12 protein-coding genes are annotated in these 25,615 nt (G+C 57.4%); 11 read left to right on the top strand and 1 reads right to left on the bottom strand.

The window, feature by feature from the left end; all coding sequences use genetic code 11:
- The first annotated feature begins 8 nt into the window (after nucleotides 1-8).
- The 6 genes from VW41_14220 to VW41_14195 all read left to right on the top strand — a co-directional run bounded on the left by VW41_14220 (nucleotide 9) and on the right by VW41_14195 (nucleotide 5,835).
- On the top strand, nucleotides 9-746 hold the full coding sequence (locus tag VW41_14220) for a GlcNAc-PI de-N-acetylase (GenBank protein AJZ90094.1): 738 nt from the start codon (nucleotides 9-11) through the stop codon (nucleotides 744-746).
- Nucleotides 743-1,459: a hypothetical protein gene (locus tag VW41_14215; protein ID AJZ90093.1), complete on the top strand. Its 717-nt coding sequence runs from the start codon at nucleotides 743-745 to the stop codon at nucleotides 1,457-1,459. The genes VW41_14220 and VW41_14215 overlap by 4 nt, the downstream gene beginning before the upstream one ends.
- Before the next feature lie 2 nt (nucleotides 1,460-1,461).
- The gene (locus VW41_14210) at nucleotides 1,462-2,544 is read left to right on the top strand and encodes a 4-oxalomesaconate tautomerase (GenBank protein AJZ90092.1); all 1,083 of its coding nucleotides are present in this window, start codon (nucleotides 1,462-1,464) and stop codon (nucleotides 2,542-2,544) included.
- Nucleotides 2,545-2,555: 11 nt separating this feature from the next.
- Nucleotides 2,556-3,431, top strand: coding sequence for a 6-phosphogluconate dehydrogenase (locus tag VW41_14205; GenBank protein ID AJZ90091.1), 876 nt, complete (start codon nucleotides 2,556-2,558; stop codon nucleotides 3,429-3,431).
- Between the two features lie 1,045 nt (nucleotides 3,432-4,476).
- Complete coding sequence (locus tag VW41_14200) at nucleotides 4,477-5,445, top strand: catechol 1,2-dioxygenase (protein ID AJZ90090.1); 969 nt, start codon at nucleotides 4,477-4,479, stop codon at nucleotides 5,443-5,445.
- A gap of 60 nt (nucleotides 5,446-5,505) precedes the next feature.
- Nucleotides 5,506-5,835 (top strand): transposase, encoded by a 330-nt coding sequence (locus VW41_14195; protein ID AJZ91981.1) that lies wholly within the window; start codon nucleotides 5,506-5,508, stop codon nucleotides 5,833-5,835.
- 497 nt (nucleotides 5,836-6,332) lie between these two features.
- Here the strand turns inward: VW41_14195 and VW41_14190 are convergent, their stop codons facing one another.
- Nucleotides 6,333-7,007: a hypothetical protein gene (locus VW41_14190; GenBank protein ID AJZ91980.1), complete on the bottom strand. Its 675-nt coding sequence runs from the start codon at nucleotides 7,005-7,007 to the stop codon at nucleotides 6,333-6,335.
- A 637-nt stretch (nucleotides 7,008-7,644) separates the two neighbouring features.
- On the opposite strand from VW41_14190, the gene VW41_14185 reads away from it, so the two are divergent.
- Genes VW41_14185 through VW41_14165 form a run of 5 tightly spaced genes read left to right on the top strand, consistent with a single transcriptional unit; the run spans nucleotide 7,645 to nucleotide 25,613 of the window.
- On the top strand, nucleotides 7,645-17,223 hold the full coding sequence (locus tag VW41_14185; protein AJZ90089.1) for a hypothetical protein: 9,579 nt from the start codon (nucleotides 7,645-7,647) through the stop codon (nucleotides 17,221-17,223).
- A complete protein-coding gene (locus tag VW41_14180) occupies nucleotides 17,220-22,637 on the top strand; it encodes a hypothetical protein (protein ID AJZ90088.1) in 5,418 nt (1,805 codons plus the stop codon). Before VW41_14185 ends, VW41_14180 begins: the two co-directional genes overlap by 4 nt.
- The gene (locus VW41_14175; protein ID AJZ90087.1) at nucleotides 22,637-23,764 is read left to right on the top strand and encodes a hypothetical protein; all 1,128 of its coding nucleotides are present in this window, start codon (nucleotides 22,637-22,639) and stop codon (nucleotides 23,762-23,764) included. The genes VW41_14180 and VW41_14175 overlap by 1 nt, the downstream gene beginning before the upstream one ends.
- The gene (locus VW41_14170) at nucleotides 23,761-24,852 is read left to right on the top strand and encodes a thiazolinyl imide reductase (GenBank protein AJZ90086.1); all 1,092 of its coding nucleotides are present in this window, start codon (nucleotides 23,761-23,763) and stop codon (nucleotides 24,850-24,852) included. The genes VW41_14175 and VW41_14170 overlap by 4 nt, the downstream gene beginning before the upstream one ends.
- Nucleotides 24,849-25,613 (top strand): thioesterase, encoded by a 765-nt coding sequence (locus tag VW41_14165; protein ID AJZ90085.1) that lies wholly within the window; start codon nucleotides 24,849-24,851, stop codon nucleotides 25,611-25,613. The genes VW41_14170 and VW41_14165 overlap by 4 nt, the downstream gene beginning before the upstream one ends.
- Nucleotides 25,614-25,615 lie beyond the last annotated feature (2 nt).

Here is a 25,615-nt window from a genome sequence, read left to right as displayed (position 1 = left end):
ATGAGATAATGGAAAACAGTATTAAAAAGAGTACCTTAGTCGTCAGCGCCCACTCAGCGGACTTTGTATGGCGTGCAGGCGGCGCGATCGCTCTGCATGCTTCTCAAGGCTATGACGTGCATGTGGTATGCCTTTCATATGGTGAACGCGGTGAATCAGCTAAGTTGTGGCGTAAGGGCAACATGACGGAAGCACTCGTGAAGCAAAGTCGTCAGGAAGAAGCCGAGGCAGCCGCAAAAATACTCGGGGCCAGTATTGAGTTTTTTGACTTGGGTGATTATCCGCTGCGGGCAGATAAAGAGACGCTACTCCGCCTCGCCGATGTGTTCCGCAGCGTTCAACCACATTTTGTTCTCACACACTCGGTGAACGACCCTTATAACTACGATCACCCTCTGGCAGCAAACCTGACTCAGGAAGCGCGTATTATTGCTCAGGCCGAAGGTTATCGCCCCGGTGAACCCATTATCGGTGCCCCGCCAGTTTATTGCTTCGAACCACACCAGCCAGAACAATGCAACTGGAAGCCTGATGTGCTATTGGATATTACGCCTGTCTGGGATAAGAAATATGCGGCGATCCAGTGTATGGCAGGACAAGAACATCTTTGGGAATACTATACGCGCGTAGCTCTACAGCGCGGTGTACAGGCAAAACGTAACGTAGGCATCACCTCTTCAAAGTCGATCAGCCACGGAGAAGGATATCAAAGTCTGTTCCCACGCGTAACCGAGGACCTCTCATGAACGTAGTGAATAAGAAAGGTGTGGTGGTGACCAACATTGAACGCACTGGCGCCGATTTGGTGAAACGTTTTGCTCGTTACGGCGTGGCGACAACGCATGAAGCACAGGAACGAAGCGGCCTGCTGGATGTTCGCGTGCGGCCGATTCAACAAAACCGTGCTGTTGCAGGCAGCGCTGTGACCGTTCTTGTCTCGCCGGGTGATAACTGGATGTTCCATGTCGCCGTGGAACAGTGCCTTCCGGGCGATATCTTACTGGTAGCACCCACCTCAGATTGCCATGACGGATTTTTTGGCGATTTGCTGGCAACGTCTCTTCACGCTCGAGGCGTTGTGGCTCTGGTCGGCGACATTGGTATCCGTGATAGTCAAACACTGCGCGAAATGGGTTTTCCCGTCTGGTCGCGTGTCGTTTACGCCCAGGGCACAGTGAAAGAGACGCTTGGATCAGTCAATGTGCCCGTGATATGTGCCGGGCAACTCGTCTATCCCGGGGACATAGTTGTCGCCGATGATGATGGCGTTGTCATTGTGCCACGTCAAAGGGCGCCTGCAGTGGCTGCCGCGGCGCAGAAACGTGAAGATGCCGAAGAGAGCAAACGCAAGCGTTTGGCTGCAGGTGAACTGGGACTCGACATCTATCAGATGCGTCCGAAGTTAGCTGAAAAAGGGCTGCGCTATCTCGACTCCCTTGATGAACTGAAGAACATCTGAAGATGAACCAGACATTTATCCCATGTGTACTGATGCGCGGTGGTACGTCAAAAGCGGCATGCTTCCTTGGCGCGGATCTGCCGGATGATAAGACGATTCGCAATCGTGTGCTGCTAGCCGTTATGGGCTCTCCCAATACACGTCAGATTGACGGCATCGGGGGAGCCGATCCGCTCACCAGTAAAGTCGCGATTATTACTTCTTCAGAGCGCCCTGATGCCGATGTCGATTACCTCTTTGCCCAAGTCAATGTTGATAAAGCCGTGGTTGATTACGGGCAGAACTGCGGAAACATTTTGGCTGCAGTTGGACCATTCGCGATTGAAAAAGGGCTGATTGCGGTGCAGGGAGCAGTGACCCGCGTGCGTATCTTTATGGTCAACACTGGGCAAATCGCTGAATCAAGTATCGCCACGCCTAATGGCGTGGTGGAGTACGAAGGCGATACACAAATTGATGGTGTGCCCGGTAGCGGCGCTGAGCAAATATTGAATTTCAAGGACATCGCCGGCTCCAGTTGTGGATCGCTGCTACCGACGGGTAACGCGCGTGACTCTATTGACGGGATTGACGTGACCTGCATCGATAATGGCATGCCGGTTGTTCTGATCCGCGCAGCTGATCTGCAACGTACTGGCCTGGAAACACGTGAGCAGTTGGATAACGATGAGGAACTGAAAGCGCGGCTGGAATCTATCCGCTTGCAGGCTGGTCCGCTGATGAACCTTGGAGATGTAGCACAGCGCACCGTACCGAAAATGTCATTGATCGCACGTCCGATGCAAAACGGCACGTTGAGCACGCGCACCTTTATCCCTCACCGCTGCCATGCTTCCATCGGTGTACTGGGTGCTGTCAGTGTAGCAACGGCTTGTCTTATCCCAGGCTCCGTTACAGAAGGGCTGGCGAAAGTGAGTGATGCCTCAGAGCAGCGGTTGTCGATTGAACATCCTACTGGGGAGTTCGGCGTCATGTTAGCGTGTGATAGTGCGGGAGATGTTGTTAACAGCGGGTTGATTCGAACAGCTCGACTTCTGTTTGAAGGGCGCGTAGCCATACCGGGATCGCTGTGGGCAGGCAAATAAGGAGAACCTTTATGACACGTATCGCGATTATTGGCTTTGGTGAAGCCGGGCTCATTTTTGCTCAGGATTTAGCGGGCGCCGCGCAAATATCTGTCTGGGATAAAAAGTTCGTTAATCAGGAGACTGCACACCTCCGTGGGCGGGCTAAGCAGATAGGTGTTCGGCCTGCTGATTCCCTGACTGACGTGCTGATAGATGCTGATTTAATTTTATCGTTTGTCACTGCGTCGAATGCACTGGATGTGGCTGAACAGGCCGCACCGCTGATGTGCGCCGGGCAAGTTTTCCTCGACTTTAATTCCGTCTCGCCGGTGACTAAACGTGCTGCCGGCCACGCGATTGCCAAAGGGGCCGGAGAATATCTTGATGTTGCCGTAATGGCACCAGTTCCTCCCAAACGGCTTGATACACCGCTATTAATGGGCGGCAGGGTCGCTCCACGTGTGGCATCGCTATTAACTTCTCTGGGATGTAGTAATGTTCATGCAGCCAGCGAAAATATTGGTGACGTTTCGGCAATTAAAATGTGTCGCAGTGTGATGATCAAAGGGTTAGAAGCGTTAACGACTGAATGCCTTAGCGCTGCACGTCAGTATGGAGTGGAACAAGTTGTTCTTGCCTCACTTCATGCCAGTTTTCCGTCACTAGGTTGGAACGATCAATTACCGCATTATCTTATCAGTCGTGTTGCTGAACATGGCCTCAGGCGTTCGGAGGAAATGAGGGAAGTCGTTAAAACATTGGAAGATGCCGGCGTGACTGCCAGCATGAGTAATGCAACGCAAAAGGTTCAGGCTGATTTACCGTTAAAAATGGCGAGTAAAGGAATAAATTACAATGATTTTATGCCATTTGTCTGGCAAGACGCGGTAGACAAGCTGAAGTAGCTATATGCACCAGTGAAAAGTTTACTATGCGAATTTTTTCGCGCCCGCCGGGGTTATTTAAAGCAGTGAGTTTGAATTAAATTCTGCAGATTTAGAGAGAAAGTGAAGCATTTTACGTCCCATGCCGAACGGAAATACATCCCTATTATGTAGAACAAATGGTATTTTCGACATCAGAAACGTAGTTTTCTGATGTCGATGGTTTTTTAAATTTACTGTTCAATCCTCTCCATCGAAGACAATGTCCTCCGCTATATTTCTTAACTCAATGATGACATCTATGCCTGTACGCAGGCTAAATCGAGAAAAGGATAAGAGTTAATATTTGATAATCAAAAGCGAGAGGGTGTTTTAGTGACTTTGGTTACATAAAAATAATGTTATTACTAATTGTCTGCAGAAGTTAATTTAAATATGACTCTCGTCCTGGGGTTTTTCCTTAGGCATTACAGGGAGGGTTGGCTTGTGGGTTAACACCAGCGTTCTCTGAAATGTTTCCAACGCATGTTCGTACTAGTGGTGCCGGGTTTTGCGCAAGTTTTGGCTGCGGTTTTAGTTCGTTAATGCCTGCCCTGGTCGGAATTGTATCGAGTCAAATCCACCTCGGATATGCAATGGGAAGCCTGGCAATAGCTTCTTATATTGTCGGTATTCTTGCTGCCTTGTGCCTGCCAAATTCTACTGGCATCAATCCAAGGACGTTCATTAACTTTTCCGCGGTAAATCAGAGGTTTTTTGGTGGTGTTTTTAGGTTAGTGATGATCCGTCGTTGGGGAGGTATTATCTCCATGCATCATTAAAAAATAATAATTTACATACGTTAAAACCCGGCAGGTTAATGTTCTAAATATTGATTTTTTATTGAGAGGTCAGTGATTAATTCAACCCGATAGAGTAGTGGTGCAATACATGTTAGCACCGTCACATTATAAATAAAAATCATAGCAGATTACGGTTAAATCCACTGCCACGCCAGTGGATGAAAGGTTAATCTTCTTTTTGATTCTACAAATTCTGTAAACCTACAATTAATAGGAAGCATATAATGACAAATCTATTTCCAGAGCCCTGTTTTGACATCGCGCACTTAGGGCATGTCGAGATGTATACCGACAAGTTTGAAGAGAGCCTCAATTTCTTCGTCAATGTCTATGGTTTGACGGTTTCAAAACAAGATGAAAATCACGCGTGGTTACGCGCCTGGGATGATTATGAATTTCATTCTTTAAAACTTACTCGCCATCATACAACCGGCGTGGGGCATATCGCTTACAGAGCGAGTTCAGAAGCTGCACTCAGGCGCCGTGTTGCCGTTATTGAAGCCAGTCAATATGAAGTGATTGGCTGGGTGGATAGTGAGGAAGGGCATGGCCGCGCTTTCCGCTTCGCTGACCCTTTTGGCCATGTGTTCGAAATTTACTACGATACCGTACGTTATCAGCCGGAAGAAGATGAGAGACCATCTCTCAAAAATCTGGCCCAACGTTACCACGGGCGAGGAGCCTCTCCTCGTCGACTCGATCATTTAAATCTACTGGCATCTGATGTTCGTGAATTTAAGGCTTTTATGGAGACTTGCCTTGGTGCGCTCGTCACGGAGATGATCCAGTTAGATAATGGCCGACTTGGTGGATGTTGGTTCACTATTAATAATAAAACTTACGATCTGGCTTGTACTGAAGAACGTGGTGGCGGAAACGGTCGTCTGCACCATGTCACCTACGCTACTGACACGCGTGAAGATATTCTTCGTGCGGCAGATATCTTTCTTGAAAACGGCGTACATATTGAGACTGGACCGCACAAACATGCTATTCAGGGAACTTTTTTCCTTTACGTATGGGAACCCGCTGGCAACCGTGTAGAACTTGCTAACTCAGGCGCTCGTTTGATCCTGGCCCCTGACTGGCAGGCAGTCATATGGACGGAAAGTGAACGTAAAAAAGGCCAGGCTTGGGGGTTGAAAACAATTGAAACATTCCACACCCACGGCACACCACCTGTGCCAAAATGAATGGCCACGGGTTTAACAGACACCTCTGAGTCATTTAAAATGGCTGACAGAGAGGTGCCCATGAGCGGTACGCGTTATCCCGAAGAGTTTAAAATTGATGCGGTAAAACAGGTTGTTGATCGCGGTCATCCAGTTTCCGGCGTGGCAACACGTCTCGGTATCACCACCCACAGTCTTTATGCCTGGATAAAGACGTATGGCCCGGATTCTTCAACTAATAAAGTCCAGTCAGACGCTCAGGCTGAGATCCGACGCCTCCAGAAGGAACTGACGCGGGTTACGGACGAACGGGACATATTAGGCGTACTTCGCAAAGCTGTCCGAATGAGGTACGCCTTTATCCGTGAAACAACAATTGCTGGGCTGGATGACCCCGTCCGAATTTGCTGAAAAGTCTGCCGGTTGCCAGAACATGCACCCAACATGAAGCCGGTTATTCCTGATTATGACTGGAGCAAATTCGGGGTCAGGGCCATTTCCCTCTGCGGGCTGTTTAAATATGGCCCCTCTGACTGGGCGCAGAGCCTAAAAAGTTATCGTGTTTTGCCCTGGCGGCAAATGGCGGGCAGGAGTCGCCCATACTCACCCGCTGTCTTCCAATGTAAAAATATGTCCGCTATCTAACCGCGATGGAGAACCCGGTCACGGCCTTGAGAGGAACTGCCCATGGCGGTACACCTGAGCCGACTGGCCGCGGGGAGAACGAACAGTAACGCTGGCAATAAGAAACTCAAAAGCTGAGGATTACGCATAAATTAATGTAATTATAGTGGCTATCCATTTTTAGATAGCTTCTGCCATCGTCATCTGTCTATTGGTTAAATAAGCATTTTATTATTAACATCCGGCATCAGTATTAAATCGGGTCAGGCTATAATAATGACATTTTAGTAAATAACGGTAACGACTTTGTCTTTATCAAGTTGATAATAACCAGTGCGCTGGAATCCAGCTGGAAGGGTGGGAGTCAGGGCCTGTGTCAGCAGTATGCTGAAGCTTTGATTGTGCGTGTTTATATCGGTAATTATGGCGCTTTCAAAACCGAAAATTTTTCTTACCTGGGGATATAGTGCCTTGTAGAAACTTTCTTTTGCCGAAAAGGCGATGTGTAGTGCAGTGTTATAACCTATTTCACTTTTCGCCAGGCGCTTTCGCTCACTTTCTTGAGTGATTGTTCCGGCTATTTCCTCCAGCGCTTCGGGGTTAAAATTCTCAATATCCACACCGAGAATGCCGCGGTTATTCTGCGGAGCTATAACCGCTATCGCACAGTGCTCTGTATGAGAAATAGAACCAAGCCATCCATCCGGCCATATTGGCACCCCTTCTGTTGATTGAGTTACCTGTGTATAAATTTGCTTTTCGGTTAATAGCGTTTGAGCTGAGATACGCCCACATAGATATTCTGAGCGACGCTTTGCTACCGCCGCGAAGAGCTTCTCTGGAAACGGAATTGAATGCTCTGTGAATAGTGCATCGCGATAGTTGTTCGTGTGAAACTCTATCTCACAAACACATATTGAGGGTTCCTGAATAAGATGGCCGACTTTATGTGAATGAATAAATTTGCCATCAGGTAATTTTTTTGTAAAAACAAACATAATTAAAATGACACCATGGCTGAAGCTGCCGATATATTCTATTTATGCTATACGGCTCGGTTTGTTTTAGCAATTTTATTGTGGCTTCAAATGTCAGGCACCGGGCACGGAGAATCAGCATATTTGCAACACAGAGCATTTATCGGGGAATGGGGGAGTTATCCATGTCATTGAAATGGATATCCGGCGTTTGCATCGCTGCGATAGGCCGCTATCACATTGACGGATAAAATAAAAATTCGTATCAGCCCTGACCGGAACGGTTTTGATTTTCACCACCGGTAATTGATGGGGCAGGCAGGGGAGTCGCACTTTTGTCTGCCCGCAATATAGGCTGGGCCAAAGGTTCACGGCGAGTATCCCGATAATTCGACCACGGCATCAGTGTCTTACGACCTTTCATTATTACAATAACTGCTGCCTTTCTGAACTAAGGGCATAGATTCGATGCTGTTATTTGGCCATTCGCATAGTCAAATGTCTTAAGGCATAACTTATAACGCATGACGGCAGACCGCGATTAAAACCAACATATCTCCTCATCGGCAAGGAAATAGCCAAAACCTGTTTTCGGCTATTTACAGGAGATATCACCACCATGAGTTCGCCAGAAGCGCTGTTAAAAAGTCTGTTAACCCGGCTGTTAGATGTGCCCTCAGAACAGTTGCATGACGAAAGTGACTTGATCTGCCTCGGCCTTGATTCGATGCGCACCATGCGTGCGGCCAGTGAACTGCGCCGCGCAGGTATCTCCGTCAGATTTACTGAACTGATTGGAAAAAGAACGCTGGCGGAATGGGTGGCTATTGTGCGGGCAGCCAATAGCATTACCGTGCCTCCAGCTATACAGGTCAACGCCGACGAAGCCCCTTTTGAACTGGCGGCGATGCAGCATGCCTTCTGGATCGGTCGCCAGGAGCAACAGCAACTTGGTGGTGTCTCTGCCCATTTTTATGCTGAGCTTGACGGGCCGGAGCTGGAACCTGAGCGTCTTAATCTGGCATTTAAGCAGCTTATCGCCCGCCATCCGATGCTACGGATGCGCATCAACAGCGAAGGGTTACAGTACACCGTCGCTGTTTCAGATTGTCAGTTACAGGTGAATGACTTAATCGATCTCTGCGCCACGGAAGTGGCGCCACTGCTGGAAGAATATCGTCAACGCTACACCCACCAGCGGCTGGATATCGAACAGGGCCAGACGATGATGCTGGCACTGACGCGGCTGCCCGGACAGCGCAGCCGGCTGCATCTGGATCTGGATATGATCGCGGGTGACGCCGCCAGTCTGCGCATCCTGCTGCGTGAACTGGCCTCGCTCTATGCCCGGCCCGACGCGGCCCTTCCTGCGCTAAATTTCAGCTACCAGAGCTATCTCCGGCAAAAACGTGATAATCAGCAATCGCAGTGGCAGGAAGATCGCCGCTGGTGGCAACAGCAATTAGCCAATTTGGCCGGTCCGCCTGCCTTACCGCTGCGCGCGTCGAGCGCAGCTCCCCGGACTGAACGCAAATACTTCTGCCTTAGTGACGCTCAAAGTCAGGCGCTGTCACAGCTCAGTCAACAGGCGGGGCTGACCGTCCCGGTGGTGTTGGCAACGTTGTTTTCCGAGACAATTGGTCTGTGGAACGGGGCTTCTCCCTTCGTGCTTAACCTGCCCGTATTTGCCCGCCACTCCGACCATCCTCAGGTCGATTTCCTGGTCGGTGATTTCTCCAGTTCGGTGTTGGTGACGGTTGAACCTGCCAGTCAGCCTGACTTTATCGCCCAGGCGAGGGGATTCCAGGGACAGCTGCATCAGGCTATGGCGCATTCGGCCTACGGCGGTGTTGAGGTGCTGCGCGATCTGGCCCGGCAGCAAAGTGGGGAACAGGTCCTGGCCCCGGTGGTTTTCACCAGCGCGCTGGCGCTGGGTGAATTGTATGAACCCCAGGTAAAACAGACCCTGGGCGACCCGGTTTGGTCAATCTCGCAGGGGCCTCAGGTGTGGCTGGATGCCCAGGCCACAGAGTATCAGGGGGGGATCCTGCTGAACTGGGATTTCCGTGCCGACCTGTTCTTGCCCCACGTTATTGATGCGATGTTTGACTGGTTCCGGGAGCGTACGCTTCAGTTGCTGGAAGAGCCCGTAAGTTGGCGGAAACCTCTTGCCACGCCGGCTCCGTGGGTGCCATTCCCTCAGCCCGAAGCGTCTGTCGCATCGGGTGTTCCGCTCCATCAGCGCTTTTTCCAGCTGGCACAACAGCGGCCCGGGGCGATTGCTCTAATGTGGGGGGATAAGCGCCAACTTACCTATGGCGAGCTGGCGCATCAGGCGTTATGCGTTGCTGGCTATCTGCAGCAGCAGGGCGTGAAGGCTGGCGACTATGTTGCTGTCAGTATGGGGAAGGGCATCGGGCAGGTCATCGCCGCGCTGGGTATTTTGGCCGCCGGCGCAGCCTATGTCCCCTGCGGGATAGACGTGCCGTTGCAACGCCGGCAGCAGGTATATCAGACGGCTGATGTGCGGTGGATCTTGAGCGACGATCGGCCCGATTGCCAGCCTTCATGGCCAGAGGGATGGGGCGTGGTCCCGCTCAGCGCGGCGTTAGCCAGCCCGCCATTGCCATCTTGCCTGCCGGTTTCGCCTCAGCAGGCCATGTACGCGATCTTCACATCCGGATCGACGGGGACGCCAAAAGGCGTGGCCGTTTCACATGGCGCGGTGGCCAATACTATTGATGCCGTCGACGGCTTGTTCCGGTTCACGCCGGCGGATCGCACCATCTCGCTTTCTGAGCTGGATTTTGACCTGTCGGCTTACGATATCTTCGCCAGCCTAAGCCGTGGGGCGGGGCTGGTGGTGGTCGATGAATTCGAGCGCCGGGATGCCCACGCGTGGGTGGCGCTGTTACGGCGCTGGCAAGTTACGGTTATCAGCTGCGTTCCGGCGCTATTGGATATGATCCTCACCGCCGCGGCCGACAAACCCCTGCCATCGCTGCGTCTGGTGATGATGGGGGGCGATCGCATCCCGGCGGAAATGGCCTCGCGCTGGTGGTCGCTGACCGGGCAGGCTGCATTTGTCGGCCTGGGCGGGATGACTGAAGCGGCTATCCACTCGACGGTTTTTGTCCTGCAACCGGATGATGTGCGATGGTCAGCGGTGCCTTTCGGGCAGCCGCTGGAAAATATGCATTGCCGTATCGTCGATGAGCGAGGTCGCGATTGCCCGGCCTGGGTCGGTGGCGAGCTGTGGGTTAGCGGGCCGGGCCTGGCTTTGGGTTATCTGAAAGACCCTGTCCGTACCGCGGAAAAGTTTGTTGAGGATGCAGGTCGGCGATGGTATCGGAGCGGCGACCGGGTACGCTACTGGCCTGAAGGTATTATTGAGTACATTGGGCGCACCGATCAGCAGGTCAAAATACGCGGCCACCGTATTGAGTTGGGTGAGATTGAAACCGCGTTACTTAGCCATCCCCAGGTACTTCAGGCAAGCGTAGGCATCGTATCGCCGGCTGCCAGACAGCTGTGTGCCAGTCTGGTGACGTTGCAACCCCTGAGTCATGCAACGCTGCGCGGCTGGCTACAGGCGCAACTGCCGGCCTACGCCGTGCCGGAACACTATCAGTTCCTCGCAGAAATGCCGCTGACGGCGAACGGTAAACTGGACCGTCGCGCGCTGCAGCAGCAGGCAGAGCGGCAGCTGGCGAACGCTGAACGGCAATATCTGCCTCCCGAAGGGGAGATTGAGCAACAGGTCGCCGCCCTATGGCGGCAGTTGCTACAGGCCGAGCAGGTTGGGCGCGAGGACAATTTCTTCGTGCTGGGGGGCGACAGTCTGATCGCCACCCGCTTAATCGCCAGGATGCGTGAACAGAGCCTTACCGCCCCCCTGGCCGAACTCTTCACCACGCCAACGCTGGCGGCATTTTGTGCCCATGTGAGACGCCAGCATCAGGTACCCGACCAGCCGCTTAGCGCCGATGAAACCAATCGTTATCAACCGTTCCCGCTCAGCGATATTCAGCGTGCTTTCTGGATAGGTCGCTCCGGGGAAATGACGCTGGGGGCGGTAGGGTCGCACTTCTACATTGAATTCGACGGCCAGGGGCTGGATGTCGTGCGGCTGGAACAGGCCTGGCGTCAGCTAATACTGCGTCATGACATGTTGCGCGTTCGCGTCACGGAGGAGGGGCAACAGCAGGTCGCGGAGCAGCTTCCCGCGTGGGAGATTGAGCAGCACTGGTTGAATGAAGATGCACAGGCTCAGCTGGCAAGCCTGCGTGAAACGTTATCCCATCAGGTTTACGATCCGTGTCAGTGGCCGTTATTCGCCATTCATGTCGCCCACTATGCGCAGCGCCAGCGTTTATTTGTCAGTCTGGACAGTATGATGCTGGATGGTCGTAGCATCATGGTGCTGTTTACTGAATGGGATCGGCTGTATCGCGACCCCCGGTCCAGCCTGCCGGAACTGTCTATCCGCTATCGCGACTATGTCCTGCAAAACCGGCCCGATGCGGAGCGCGAGCAGCAGGCGCAGGCATGGTGGCAGCAGCATCTCTTAACCTTACCGGAACGTCCCGCGCTGCCGCTGGCCGTCGCGGCTGAAACCCTGCAACAGCCGCGTTTCCGTCGCTGGAGTCACGAGTTATCTCCCGGCCGCTGGCAACAGCTAAAGACGGTCGCGAAAAGTTACGGTATTACGCCCAGCGTGGCGCTGGCAGCGGCCTATGGTGAAGTGCTGGCCCGCTGGAGTAACCAGCACGCGCTGGCCATCAACCTGACGATGTTCGATCGTCAGCCGCGCCATCCACAGATTAACCATGTGGTTGGTGATTTCGCCTCAATTCTGCTGCTGGGTTACCAGCGCAGTGCCGGAGGTGATTTCCTTGCTGCGGCCCGTCACCTGCAGCAGCAGGAAGGGGCGGCCCTGGAGCAACGCGGAGTGTCCGGGATCTGGGTATTGCGCGAACTGGCCCGCCAGAAAGGCCAGACTATGGCCTCAATGCCGGTGGTGTTCACCAGCGTTCTCGGCCTGGATAAAGACGCGTCGCTCGATCTTTCGGACGAATTCCCCCGGCAAGTCTATGCCATCACGCAAACCCCGCAGGTGTGGCTGGACGCAAAAATCAGCGAGTCGCGCGGGCGCCTGCTGCTGGATTGGGATGCGTTGGAGGCGTTATTCCCGGCCGGCATGATCGACGCGATGTTCAGCAGCTACTGTCAGTTGGTGGAGCAGTTAACGCAATCCGACTGGCGCCAGCCGGTGACGCTGCCATTGCCAGAGAGCCAGCAGCAGATACGTCGGCTCACCAATCAGACCGCGTTATCTTTCCCGGATTCCCGCCCGCTGTACCTGCGCTTCTTTGCCGAGGCCCATCAACACCCGGACGCCACCGCATTGCTCTGGGGCCTGGAAGGACGGATGGATTACGGCACCCTGGCGCGCCAGGCGTTGGCGGTTGCGGGTTATCTGCAGCAACGGGGGATACAACCCGGCGACAGAGTCGCTATCACTCATGCAAAAGGCCCCGGGCAAATTGTCGCGGTGCTGGGCGTGTTAGCCGCGGGGGGCTGCTATGTCCCTTCCGGCATCGGTCTACCGGAGGCTCGCCGCGCGGTGGTCTATCGCGATGCCGGGGTGAAGCGGGTGCTGTGCGATGAAGACAGTTTGCATCAGCTCAGCTGGCCGCAGGGCATAGCGGTAACCAGCCTTAGTGAGGCGCTACAGGCGACGCCCCTGGCTGCGCCCTGTGTGCAGCCTGCAGAGGCAGCGAAGTACATTATCTTTACCTCTGGCTCAACCGGCACCCCAAAAGGGGTGGTGGTGAGTCATAGCGCGGTGGCGAACACCGTTGATGCTGTCGCGGCGCTGTTCGACATCAGCGATAGCGATCGCTCCATCACCCTGTCGGCTCTCGATTTTGATCTCTCAGCCTACGATATTTTCACCTTCCTTGGGCGTGGAGCCTCGCTGGTGGTGGTGGATGAGGCGGAGCGCCGTGATGCCGCTGCCTGGGTGGGGTTAATTAACCACTGGCAGGTCAGCGTCATCAGCGCCGTACCCGCATTGATCGAGATGATTACCGTTGCTGCTCAAGCGAATGGACTCACTCCGGCGCTGCGTCTGGTGATGGTCGGGGGCGATCGCGTGGTGCGCCAGCTGCCTCAGGATTTATGGCACCTGTCGCCGCAGACGCGTTTTGTCTCCCTCGGTGGGATGACCGAGGCAGCGATTCACTCGACGTATTATGAGATCCAACCCGAAGATCCCTGGTGGGCATCGGCGCCGTACGGCGTCCCGCTGGCGAATATGCAGTGCCGGGTGGTGGACCAGCAGGGAGGTGATTGCCCGGACTGGGTCAAGGGTGAACTGTGGGTCAGCGGGGCCGGCGTGGCGACGGGCTACCACGGTGATGAAAAGCGCAGCGCAGAGAAGTTTGTTGCGTGGCAGCAACGTCGCTGGTATCGCACCGGCGATGTCGCCAGCTATCGCCCCAATGGCGTGCTGGAGTTCTTTGGCCGGGCCGATAATCAGGTCAAGATCCGTGGCCACCGCATTGAATTGGGCGAGGTGGAAGGCGCGCTCAGTCGTCTGCCGCAGGTGGACAGTGCCGTTGCGGTGGTGTTAACCGGTACAACGCGGCAGCTCGCGGCGGCGCTGGTCGCCTCCCGGCCGATAGACCTGGCCGCGGTAAAACACGCCGCGCAGGTCAGCCTGCCGGATTACGAGGTGCCTGAGCACCTGATCCAAATCAGCCAGATTCCGCTCACCGCCAATGGCAAAGTCGATCGTGAAGCTATCGCCCGCAAGATTGCGGCGCGGCTGGAACAGGCAGCGCATGCCGGTGAGCAACAGCCCATCAGCGGCGAGGCGGAAACACTGTTGGCGCAGTTGTGGCGTGAGCTGCTGGCGGTGCCGCACGTTGCCGCGAGCGATAACTTCTTCAGCCTTGGCGGCGACAGTCTGGTGGCAACCCGCCTGATGAGCCGACTACAACAGGCGGGTTTCCGGGGGGCACTCTCATCCCTGTTTAGCACCCCTGAACTACGCCCGTTTGCTGCCAGCCTGAAACGTGACGCAACGGCGCAGCAGCCTGTGCTAGCGCATGATGCGACCTGCCGCTACCAACCCTTCCCGCTGACCGATGTGCAGCAGGCCTACTGGCTGGGCCGGCAGGAGGGATTCACGCTCGGTGGTATCGCGGCGCAGTGCTATAACGAATATGAACTGCCGGGTATGGATGTCGCACGCATGGAGCAGGCATGGCATCAGCTGGTGTTACGCCATGACATGCTACGTTGTCGCATCACCGTAGACGGCCAGCAGCAGATCATGCCGGAGGTGCCTTTTTACCACTTCCGCCAGCATCACCTGGATGCTGCTTCTTTAGATGAAGTGCGCCAACAGATGGCGCGACAGAAACTCTCCCCGGACAGCGGGCGCCTCTACGACGTCCAGGTCATCCATTACGGCGATCGCCAGGTGCGGCTGGCCGTGCTGCTCGACAACCTGATTGTCGATGGCCTCAGCATGCTGACGCTGTTCACCGAACTGTTCCATTACTACCAGCATCCTGAGACGTCTTTGCCGCCGCTCGGCGTGGGGTTCCGCGATTACCAATGCCTGCGCCAGCAGCAGGGGGCGTCTTCAGAATCCCTCCAATACTGGCGGCAGCGGCTGGCTTCGTTGCCTGCCGCACCTGCATTGCCGACGCAGGTTGAACCGGAGACGCTGACTCAGCCTGTATTCCGCCGCCTGCAGGCCAGGCTGGCAACGCCGCAGTGGCAAAAGATCCTGCAACGGGCGCGCCAGGCGCAAATCACCCCCTCCGTGCTGTTGCTGACCTGCTTCTCCGAGGTGTTGAGTCGCTGGAGCGGGCAGCGCTCGCTGGTGGTTAATATGACGCTGTTTGACCGCAAGCCGCTCCATCCTGATATCAACCGGGTCATCGGCGACTTTACCTCGCTGATACTGGCGGAATACCACGCCCGGGCGGATGAGAGCTGGCTCAGTCATGCCCAGCGGATGCAGGCGCAAATCTGGCGCGATTTGGATCATCAGGATGTCTCTGCTGTCAGCGTGATGCGGCAGCTGGCGCAGCATCATGGCGGTGAAACGCGAGCGGTGCCGGTGGTGTTCACCAGCATGCTCGGCGTGGCTGATGCGGTGGCGAAAGCCGCGCCTTGGCCCGACTTTACGCTGTCTCAGACGCCGCAGGTGTGGCTGGATCATCAGGTGATTGACCTCGAAGATGGCCTGCTGCTGAGCTGGGATTATCTGGAGGATCTGTTCCCGCCGCAGATGGTGGAGCAGATGTTTGCCAGCTATTGCGCGGCCCTACAGTGGCTGGCCGACGACGAGTGGCAGTCGCCGCCGCCGCGGCAGTTGCCTCTCGCTCAGCAGAGCGTTCGCGAGCGGATCAATGCCACCAAAGTATTGCCGCAGGACGAGGCGCTGCTGCATCAGGGCTTCTTTGAGCAGGCGCGTCGTCACCCGCAGCGGATAGCGCTGTGGGACGGCCAGAGCGGCGGCGTCAGCTATGGCGAGCTGCGGGAAAGAGCGCTTGCGGTGGCGGCGGGTCTTCAGATGCAGGGGGTTAACGAAGGCGACTGCGTGGCGATAAGTCTGCCGCGCGGGGTCAATCAGATAGCGGCGGTGCTGGGCGTACTGGCGGCGGGCGCCGCGTATCTTCCCGTCAATGGCAATCATCCGCCCGCCAGGCAGGCATTGTTATGCCGTAAAGCACAGGCGAAGCGGGCGATTGGCTGCGTGGACGGCACCATATCTCTTCCCGTGGAACAGCTACTCAACTGCGCGCCGCTGCCTGAGCCGGTGCTGCCCGATGCGGCCAGCCTGGCTTACATCATCTTTACCTCCGGATCGACCGGTGAACCCAAAGGCGTGGAAGTTGAACACCGCAGCGCCAGTAATACCGTGGACGACATTTGCCAGCGTTATGCCATCCACGGTCAGGATGTGTTTTTGGGTGTCGCTGCGCTCGATTTTGACCTGTCGGTTTTCGATATCTTCGGCGCATTGAGCCAGGGCGCGCAACTGGTGCTCAGCGTGGAAGAGGAGCATCGCGATGCCGAGGGATGGCTGGCGCTGATGCAGGAGCACCGGGTCAGCGTCTGGAACAGCGTCCCCGCGTTGATGGAGATGACTATCGAAATCGCGTCACTGCGCGGCGATGAATTACCGGCGCTGCGCCTGGCATTGCTGTCAGGCGATTGGGTCAGCCCGGACATTGCCGCCCGGCTGGAACGTATTGCGCCGCAGTGTCAGGTTATTGCGCTGGGCGGTGCGACGGAAGCCGCCATCTGGTCCAACGCCTGGCCGGTTCCGGCCCGACCGCCGCGCGACTGGACATCGGTCCCTTACGGTTTACCGCTGCGCAATCAGCAGTTCAGGGTTGTGGATGAACTGGGCTGCGATCTGCCGGACTGGGTGACCGGGGAGCTGTGGATTGGCGGGATGGGGGTGGCGCGCGGGTATTGTGGCGATGAGAATCTGACCCAGGCCAGTTTTAGCGGCGACTACCCGCAGCGCTGGTATCGCACGGGCGACATGGGGCGTTACCGCCCCGACGGCATCCTCGAATTTCTCGGGCGGCGCGATGGCCAGGTGAAGTTACGCGGGCACCGTATTGAACTGGGCGAAATTGAACAGCAGCTCCAGCGTTGCCCGGGGGTACGCCGCGCGGTGGTACTACTCAAGGGGAGCGGCGTCAGCGCCAGCCTGCACGCCTTTTATGAGGGCAGGACAACGGTCGATGAGGTACAGCGCGGGCTGCGTAGCGTGTTGCCTGGCTGGGCGATCCCTACGGCGATCGCTTCTCTCAGCAATTGGCCGCTCACCGCCAATGGCAAAATCGACCGCAAGGCGCTGGCGCAGCTCACCGCCCAGGCTGCGGAAACCGCGTTTTCCCTGGACGCCCCCCACCAACAGGCGCTGGCGGACATCTGGTCCCAGGTGCTGGGCGCGCACCCGGCTCATGCCAGCGAAAGCTTCTTCAGCGCTGGCGGTAATTCGCTCCTGGGCACCCGCCTGGTCGCGCAAATCTGCAAACACTTCGGTATTCGTCTGACACTACGAGACTTTTTTGCTGACGCTACCCTCTCGGGCCTTTGCGCATCCGTCGAAAGGCATTTGGCTGACAAAAACAGTATGGAAGAAGGTTTATTGTGAAAATTTCTGACGTTATCGTACGACTGGAAACTCAGGGCATTGAACTGTGGCAGGAGGAGGACAATCTGCGCTTTCGTGCGCCTGCGGGAGTGATGACCGAAGCCATTATGCAGGAATTGCGCGACCATAAACCGGCCATCCTCGACTGGCTCAGGGAGCATGAGAGCGGGGCAGTCCTGCAAGCCGATCCCGATGCGCGTTTTACACCTTTCCCCTTAACGGAGGCACAGCAGGCCTATTTTGTCGGGCGTCATAGCGCGTTCGCGTTCGGCGGCGTCGCCTGTCGGGGATATCTGGAAATTTGTTTTGATAGGCCCGTCACGGCTACGCAGCTCAACCGGGCGCTTAATCAGCTAATTGCGCGTCATGACATGTTGCGGGTGGTGATTGAGGACGAGGGATTCCAGCGCGTTTTGCCACAGGTGCCGCTGTTCCAGCCGCAACAACACGAATGGCCAGACTTGCCAACCACAGAAATCGGGGCGCGTATCGCTGAGTTGCGCGAAGCGATGCTGGCTGCTCCGGCGGATTACCAGCGCTGGCCGCTTTTTGCCGCAGCCACTATTTTCGCGGCAGGGCAAATCCGCCTGCTATTGTCGATTGAGCTTATCCTGGTGGATTCAGCCAGCCTTTATCTGCTGGTGGATGAACTGGAGCAACTGCTGTTTTCGCCCGGAACGCTGCTGCCTGCGCCCTCGTTGGGTTTCCGTGACTACGTGATTGCCCGGCGCGCAGCGCGCCAGGGCGCACGCTACCGCAAGGCGCAGCAATACTGGCGGGAGCGCATCCCTGAACTCCCCAATGCTCCGGACTTGCCAGTTAGCGTCTCCGCTCAGAAAGCCACATTTGTCCGTCGCCATCTGCGCTTGTCCCATCCACAGCGTCACCGGCTGAATCAGCTGGCTGCGAAAGCGCAGGTGACGCTGAACGCGCTGCTGCTGGGGGCGTTCTCACAGGTGATGGGGTTCTACAGCGACAGCCGTCACTTTACGCTCAACCTGCCCATTTTCCGCCGTGAGGGGCAGCATCGTGACCTTGAACGGGTGGTCGGGGATTTCACGTCTGTCACGCTGCTGGAGGTCGATCTGCGCGGGGATGAAGCGTTTGCCCAACAGTTGCTGACCCTCAATCAGCGCCTGTTTGCCGATCTCGACCATAGCGCGTTCTCTGGCCTTGAGGTGTTGAGTGAACTGTCGCGCCATCATGGTGAGGCGGTGCTGATGCCCGTGGTGTTTACCAGCACGCTTGGCCAGGGGGAGCGGCAGGAGGCGCCGGCGCACTATCGTATCGAGCAGGGTTTAACCCAAACCCCGCAGGTGGTGATTGACTGCCAGGTTACCGCCCAGCCCGATGGCATGATGCTGGCGTGGGACTCACGCGAGGGGCTATTTCCCGAGCAGTTTATTGAACATGCATTTAATGCCTTCAGCGGGTTAATCCAGCGGCTGCTGGAGGACGGTGAGTCTTGTCTTAACCAGCGTCAACTGCTGACGCTGCCAGCGGCACAAGCCGCCATTCGCCAACAAACTAACGAGGATAGTCAGCCAGATTTCACCCAACTGCTACATCAGGGATTCCTGGACATGGCGGAGCGGCAGCCGGATGACATTGCGCTGTGGGACGATGAAGGAAGCATGACTTACGGCGAACTGGCCGCCCGGGCTTACGGACTGGCGGCGGATTTGCAGCGGGCGGGGCATCGTCCAGGCGAAGCCGTCGCGGTGATGTGCGGGAAAGGGCGCGCCCAGGCGCTCGCCCCACTTGCCATCCTGCTAAACGGCGGGTGTTATGTACCGGTTGATGCGCAACAGCCCGCCCGTCGCCGAGAGGCGATTTTGCGTAACGCCGGGGTGCGCCGGGTAATCTGTGACGATCCTGCACAATTGCCTGAGGACGTAGATCCGGTCGCCTGGCATACAGAGACGCCCGCTGGTGATTTCCAGCCGCTGAGAATCGGTCTCCATCAGCCCGCCTATATTATCTATACCTCCGGCTCGACTGGCGAACCGAAAGGCGTGGTTATCAACCATCATGCCGCCTGGAATACGATTGCCGATATCAACCGCCGCTTTGCGGTGAGCGCCCGGGATCGGGTTCTGGCAGTTGCTAACCTGAGTTTCGACCTGTCTGTGTACGATCTGTTTGGCGTGCTGGCGGCGGGAGGCGTCCTGGTCTATCCGCAGGAAGCGAGAAAAGCTGACCCTTCACACTGGGCTGAATGCATCACTCAATATGGCGTCACGCTATGGAACAGCGTGCCGGCCCAGCTACAGATGCTGGCCGATACGCAACAACCCCTACCGACGCTACGGCTGGCGCTGGTATCGGGAGACTGGGTTCCACTCAATCTGCTGGAACAATTGCAGGCCATCTCAGCTAATGGCCAACTGATAGCACTGGGGGGCGCGACTGAAGCGGCAATCTGGTCGGTATTCCATCCGGTCACGCACGTTGCTCCGGCCTGGCAGAGCATTCCGTATGGCAAGCCGTTGGCCAATCAGCAATTGCATATTGTTGATGAGAGCCTGCACGATCGCCCTGACTGGGTCAGCGGCGAGATCGCCATCAGCGGTGACGGGCTGGCGGATTGTTACTGGATGGACAGGGAGAAGACCGCCGCGCGTTTTGTGACCCGCGATGACGGACTGCGCCTGTACCTGACCGGAGATCGGGGGCGCTACTGGCCGGATGGCAACATCGAGTTTCTGGGGCGGGTCGATAACCAGGTCAAAATCCGCGGACACCGCGTTGAGCTGGGGGAAATCGCCGCGGCGATGCGGCAACATCCGGCCGTCGCCGATGCTGCCGTATGCCTGACGGAAGGTCATGGCACCACCAGTAATCTGCTGGGATTCGCAGAACTGGTGGCGGACGAACAGCCCAGCAGTCGGCCGGCGATGGAAAGCGCCCGGCAGCGTGCGCGGCATATTGAACAGCAGATTGATGGTGACGCTTTCGAGGCGTTAATGGCGGGAGCAGATCGCGTGGCGATTCTCGCGATGTCCTATCGCCTGCGCCAGGATGGCCTGTTCGCCACGACCGCCACCCGCCACTCGCTGGAGGAGATCTATCATGCGACCGGGGTGGCGGAGGTGCATCAGCGATTGTTGCGCCGCTGGCTGGCCGGATTGGTCAGCGTCGGGGCGCTTACGCAGGATGCGCAGGGATGCTACGCAGACCTGATCCCCTGCGATGCGGCCACTTTGCAGCAGGGCTGGGACGAGGTGGAACAGCTCGAGCAGCGTGCCGGGTATGGCAGCCAGACGTTGCACTATATCCGTGTTTGCAGCGATTGCCTGAGCGGGCTGCTGCGTGGCGAAACCGATGTCCGCGGTATTCTGTTCCCGGAAGGCGAGCTGTCGACCGCCCACGCGGCCTACCGGGATAACCTGGTCAGTCAGAGCATGAACGCGATTGTGATTGCGGCTATTTCGGCGCTGGCGGCGTCCAGTACCGGCCCGTTGCGGGTGCTGGAAGTGGGGGCCGGCGTGGCGGGGACCGCCAGTGATTTGGTGCCCGCTCTGGCGCCCTGGCAGCCTGAATACTGGTTTACCGATCTGTCAGAGTTCTTCCTCGTTGAAGCGCGTAAGCTTTTCGCCCCTTATCCCTGGATGCACTACGGCATTTTTGACATGAACGAAGATGCGGGGCGGCAGGGGATGGCGGCGAATAGCTTTGATGTGATTCTGTGCGCCAACGTGCTGCATAACGCCCGCAACGCAGGTGACGTGCTGGCGCAGTTCTCCTCGTTGCTGGCGCCCGGCGGCACGCTGGTGTTTATCGAACCTTTCCGTCGTCATAACTACCCGCTGCTGGTTTCGATGGAGTTTTTCCCGGAACTGACGGGCTTTACAGACCTGCGCGCCAACACCGATCAAACGTTCTTCACCCGCGAGCAGTGGCTTGACCTGCTGGCGCAGGCGGGGGCGACGATATCCGATTGCGCCCCGCTGGCGGAAAGCGCGCTGTCCAGCTCCGGGCAAGGGGTATTTATCGCCCAGTTCAAAACGGACCGCGCCAGCCTCCGCCGCGATGAGCTGCGGGATTTTCTGCGAGACCGGTTGCCGGGCTATATGGTGCCTGCGCATCTACATCTGCTGGATCGTCTGCCGCGTACGGCTAACGGTAAAACCGATCGTAAGCGGCTGCTGAGCGCCGCGCCGCAACAGCTGGCCAGGGTGGAGCAGGCTGGGAGCGGGAACGCCCCGCGCGATGCGCTGGAACAACAGATTGCCGCCGTCTGGGCGGAAGTATTGGGGTTGGCGGACGTGCAGCGCGATGCTGATTTCTATGCGCTGGGCGGCGATTCCCTGCTGTTATCACGCATGATCGGACGTCTGCGCACCCGGGTCGCGGCAGCAGCCCATTTCGAATGGGAAACCCTGCTGCGCCATCTGCTGCGTGAATCCACGGTGATGGCGCTGGCGGATTTGCTACGCAGCAGCGCAACGCAGAGCGAACAGCAACAGCGGACTAGCGCTCAGTTGGTTCCGTTATGGGGCCAACAGGATTATGACCGCCACTGCTGCGTCCTGCTTCACGCCGGGACGGGTAATCTCCAGCCGTATCAGCATCTGCTGGCGAGCCTGGACAAGTCGCTATTTGCCCGCGGTGTCGGTATCGAACTGCCTAGCCAGCAGACGTTTATGGCGCTGGCGCCGCATGAGGCGTTAGCCACGCTGGCCGGTCACTATGCCGATGCCCTGTCAGAGCAGGGGGAAAGCTTCACTTTACTGGGGTATTGCCTCGGTGGCTTGCTGGCTGCGGAAATTGCCCGCCAGCTCAGCGAGCGCGGCAAGAACGTGCGCGAGCTGGTGGTTATCAGCGCGTATCAGCCGCCGCAGGTGGATGACGCGCGGCTGGTGGATTACGTGTTTGCCCGCGCGATCGGGGCCGACCTGGAGAAACTGGGGCTGCCGCAGGAGCCGGCGCTGGCCGCTGCCGTGAGCGCTATCCTGCAACGGACCCCGCAGCGTATCGCCGAAGACGCATTTGATTGCCTCGACGGCCATCCGCAGGTCGCGCAGGCGCTGACGCGCTGGTTCGAGCAGCCGCTGGCCGTTCGCCTGCAAGCATTACAAACGGCCGGCATGGCCCAGGGAGCCTACCATCAGGAGGATGAAGCCAGCGCGTTGTTTGCGAGTCGTTACGCTCTGTTCGGACACAGCATGGCGTCAGTGGGGCAATATCGCCCCGATCCCTGGTTTGGTAAAACCATTCTGGTGCGTAACAGCGAGAGCGATCCTCTCTTGCCCGGTACGCCGGGCGACGTCCACGCTTACTGGCGCCGTCTCTGCCTGGGGGAACTCATTGTGGAAGACACCCCCGGCGACCATTTTAGCTGCCTGGCTCGTCAGCATGCGCCCACTCTGGCTGCGCTGATAGCGCGCCACACCGCGCCGGGAGAAGCCTGATGAACGACAACATCATCGCGGTACTCGGCGCCACCGGCGGCGCAGGGTGTAATGTCAGCCGCTGGCTGGCTCAGGCAGGATTTGCATTGCGGCTCGGCGGTCGCCGTCGCGATCCCTTACAGCAGCTGGCGACACGCCTGGATGCGGAAGCTCGGCCGGTGGATCTATGGCAGGAGGATGAACTTCGCGAGTTTTGCCGGGGTTGTGTCGCGGTGGTGAACTGCGCCGGTCCCTCCTATCAGGTGCTCGATCGGGTGGCGCGGGCCGCCGCCTCGGCGCAGGCGCATTATGTGGATGTCTCTGGCGATGGCCCGGCATGGCATCTGTTACAGCGGCAACCTGCCGGCGATGAGCACTGGACTGCGGTGCTCTCCGCCGGGATGTTGCCCGGGCTGGCGAATCTGGTGCCGGGCTGGATGAGCCAAAGTACTGGCGGCGAACTGACTGTCTACAGCGGCGGTATTGAGCGGGTGAGCGGCGCGGCCGCCGCCGATCTGGTGCTGTCGTTAAATGAACAATGCAATGCGTTGCAGGGCAGCGATTACTGGTACGGAGAAGCCGGTGCCGGCTGGCGGCTCGGACGTCGCGCCCGCCATGTTCTGTCAACGCAGCAGACGGATACGCTGGCGCATTTCGCCGGTCACGTTACGTTACTGCCCTGGCTGAGCGCCGATGCCGAGCGGCTGGCGCAGCGCCATCATCTCTCCGCTCTGAGCTGGTACAACGTTTTCAGTGGTCAATGCCTGCGGGAAACCCTGACCGGGCTGCGTGGCAAGCTGGATGGCACATCGCAGAGTCTCTCTATTGCCCGGGCAGCGGTGGAGAAGGCCAGTGAAATTGATCTGGCGGGCTACGCCCCTTATTACCAAATGGTGTTTGACTGGCAGAAGGAGGGGGAATGGCGTCGGCGCGTCGTGGTGCGCACGGACAGCAGCCTGGCGCTCACCGCTGCTACCGCCGTCAGTACCGTTCTGAGCCTGATGCGCGGTGAGATTGCGCCGGGAGTGCATTTTGCAGATCGTGTCCTGAACCCGGCAACCGTGCTGGCTGATATCACGCGGCTGCATGCGGGCACCCACATCAGCCAGTATCTGCCGGATATGCAGCCAGAACAGGGGGTGATATGACTCCAGCCTCAACACACCGCTGCCGTGCGATTGTATGTGGTACCAGCTTTGGCCGCTTTTATCTGCGCGCGCTGGCCAACAATCCGGCGATTGAACTGGTTGGGATCCTTTCCAGCGGCTCTGCCGTGTCCGCAGGTTACGCGCGTGAGCTGAATATTGCGCACTACACCTCGGCAGCAAGTCTGCCGGCCGATATAGACCTTGCCTGCGTGGTGGTGAGGGCGGCCGTCTCCGGCGGCAAGGGCGCAGAAATCGCCTGCAAGTTGTTAACGCGAGGTATCCATGTATTGCAGGAGCATCCGCTTCATCCTGACGAGCTGGCCGATTGCCTGCGCACGGCGCACCAGCATCATGTCCGCTTTGGCATCAATGCATTCTATCCCTTCGTTGCCCCCATACGTCGCTTTCTCGAGGCGGCCGAGATTCTGCGCCAGCACCAGCCGGTGCAATACATTGAAGGCGTCTGCGGCGCACAGATTCTTTACCCGCTGCTGGATGTGATTGCGCGCGCGCTGGGAAAATTGCGCCCGGCGCAGCTGGAACTGATGCAGCCCCGCCAGGTGGGGCCTTATACCTGCCTGCACGGCAGTATCGGCGGCGTACCGCTCACGCTGCGTGTTCAGAACCAAATCCACCCGGCAGACGCGGACAACCACGCGCTGTTGCTACACCGCCTGACCATTACCGCCGAAAGCGGCGTACTGGCACTCGCCGATACCCACGGCCCGGCGATCTGGAGCCCCAGATTACATACCCACCGTGATGAAACTCATCGCCTGGTGCTGGAGGGAGAGGGGACAGAACGTTTATTGGCGGCCAGCAGTACCCTTTTGCCTGGCAGCGAAGCCGTCAGCTTCAGCGAGATTTTCGAACAAATGTGGCCACAGGCTATTAATTGCGCGGTGGAGGATTTTCGGCGCTCCATCGATGCTCCTGCGCTGGCGCAGCAGCAGGTGCAATGGGCGCTGGGGGTGACCGGATTCTGGCATCGGGTGTCATCGGTGCTGGGGCCGCCAGAACTGATTTATCCCGACACGCCGGCCATTCTGCCGCTTATTGATAGGTTAACTGAGGAGGCCCCGCGATGAGCCAGCATTTTTTACGCTTTTACCAGCCCGCACCCGATGCGCCGCTGTTGCTGGTTTGCTTACCCCATGCCGGCGGGGCGGCCAGTACGTTTCGCCCGTGGCCCTACCTGTTCGATGCGTCTGAGGCGGAGCTCGCCGTGGTGCAGTATCCGGGGCGCGAGGACCGCTTCGCTGAGCCCTTCATCGATAATATGCCCGAGCTGTTGACCGCCTTGCAGGCGGAGCTGTTGCCGCATCTGGCGGAACGCCGCTTTGCCCTGCTCGGACACAGTATGGGCGGTGCCATCGCCCATGAGCTGGCGCAGTCACTGGCCGCCCACGGCCTGCATCCAGAAATGCTGATCATCTCAGGCCGCCAGCCGCCGAATTTTCATCCGCTGGATAGCGGCATTCATCTGGGGAGCGATCGGCAAATTATCGAGGAACTGCTGCGCCTCAGCGACGATAACCAGACGCTGCGCGAACAACCAGAGCTGGCAGAGTTGCTGCTACCGGCAATCCGCAATGACTACCGACTGATTGAGAATTACCGCCCGCAGCCTGCGCGTTTGCTCACCTGCCCGATAGTGGTGCTGAGCGGCGAAGGCGATAGTGAACTGCCTCTGTCGCAAGCCGAGGCATGGGCGGAATACACCTCAGCTGAAAGTATCGTGCATCGTTTTCCCGGCGATCACTTCTTTATTGCCAGCCAGCGTGCCGCCGTGGTGGCTTGCGTGCGGCAGGCATTACGCCAGTTCTCACCCTTGTTCAGTGAAGGATAATC

Source organism: Klebsiella michiganensis, assembly GCA_000963575.1.
Classification (GTDB): Bacteria; Pseudomonadota; Gammaproteobacteria; order Enterobacterales; family Enterobacteriaceae; genus Cedecea; species Cedecea michiganensis_A.
This window is presented reverse-complemented; position numbering and strand designations above follow the sequence as displayed.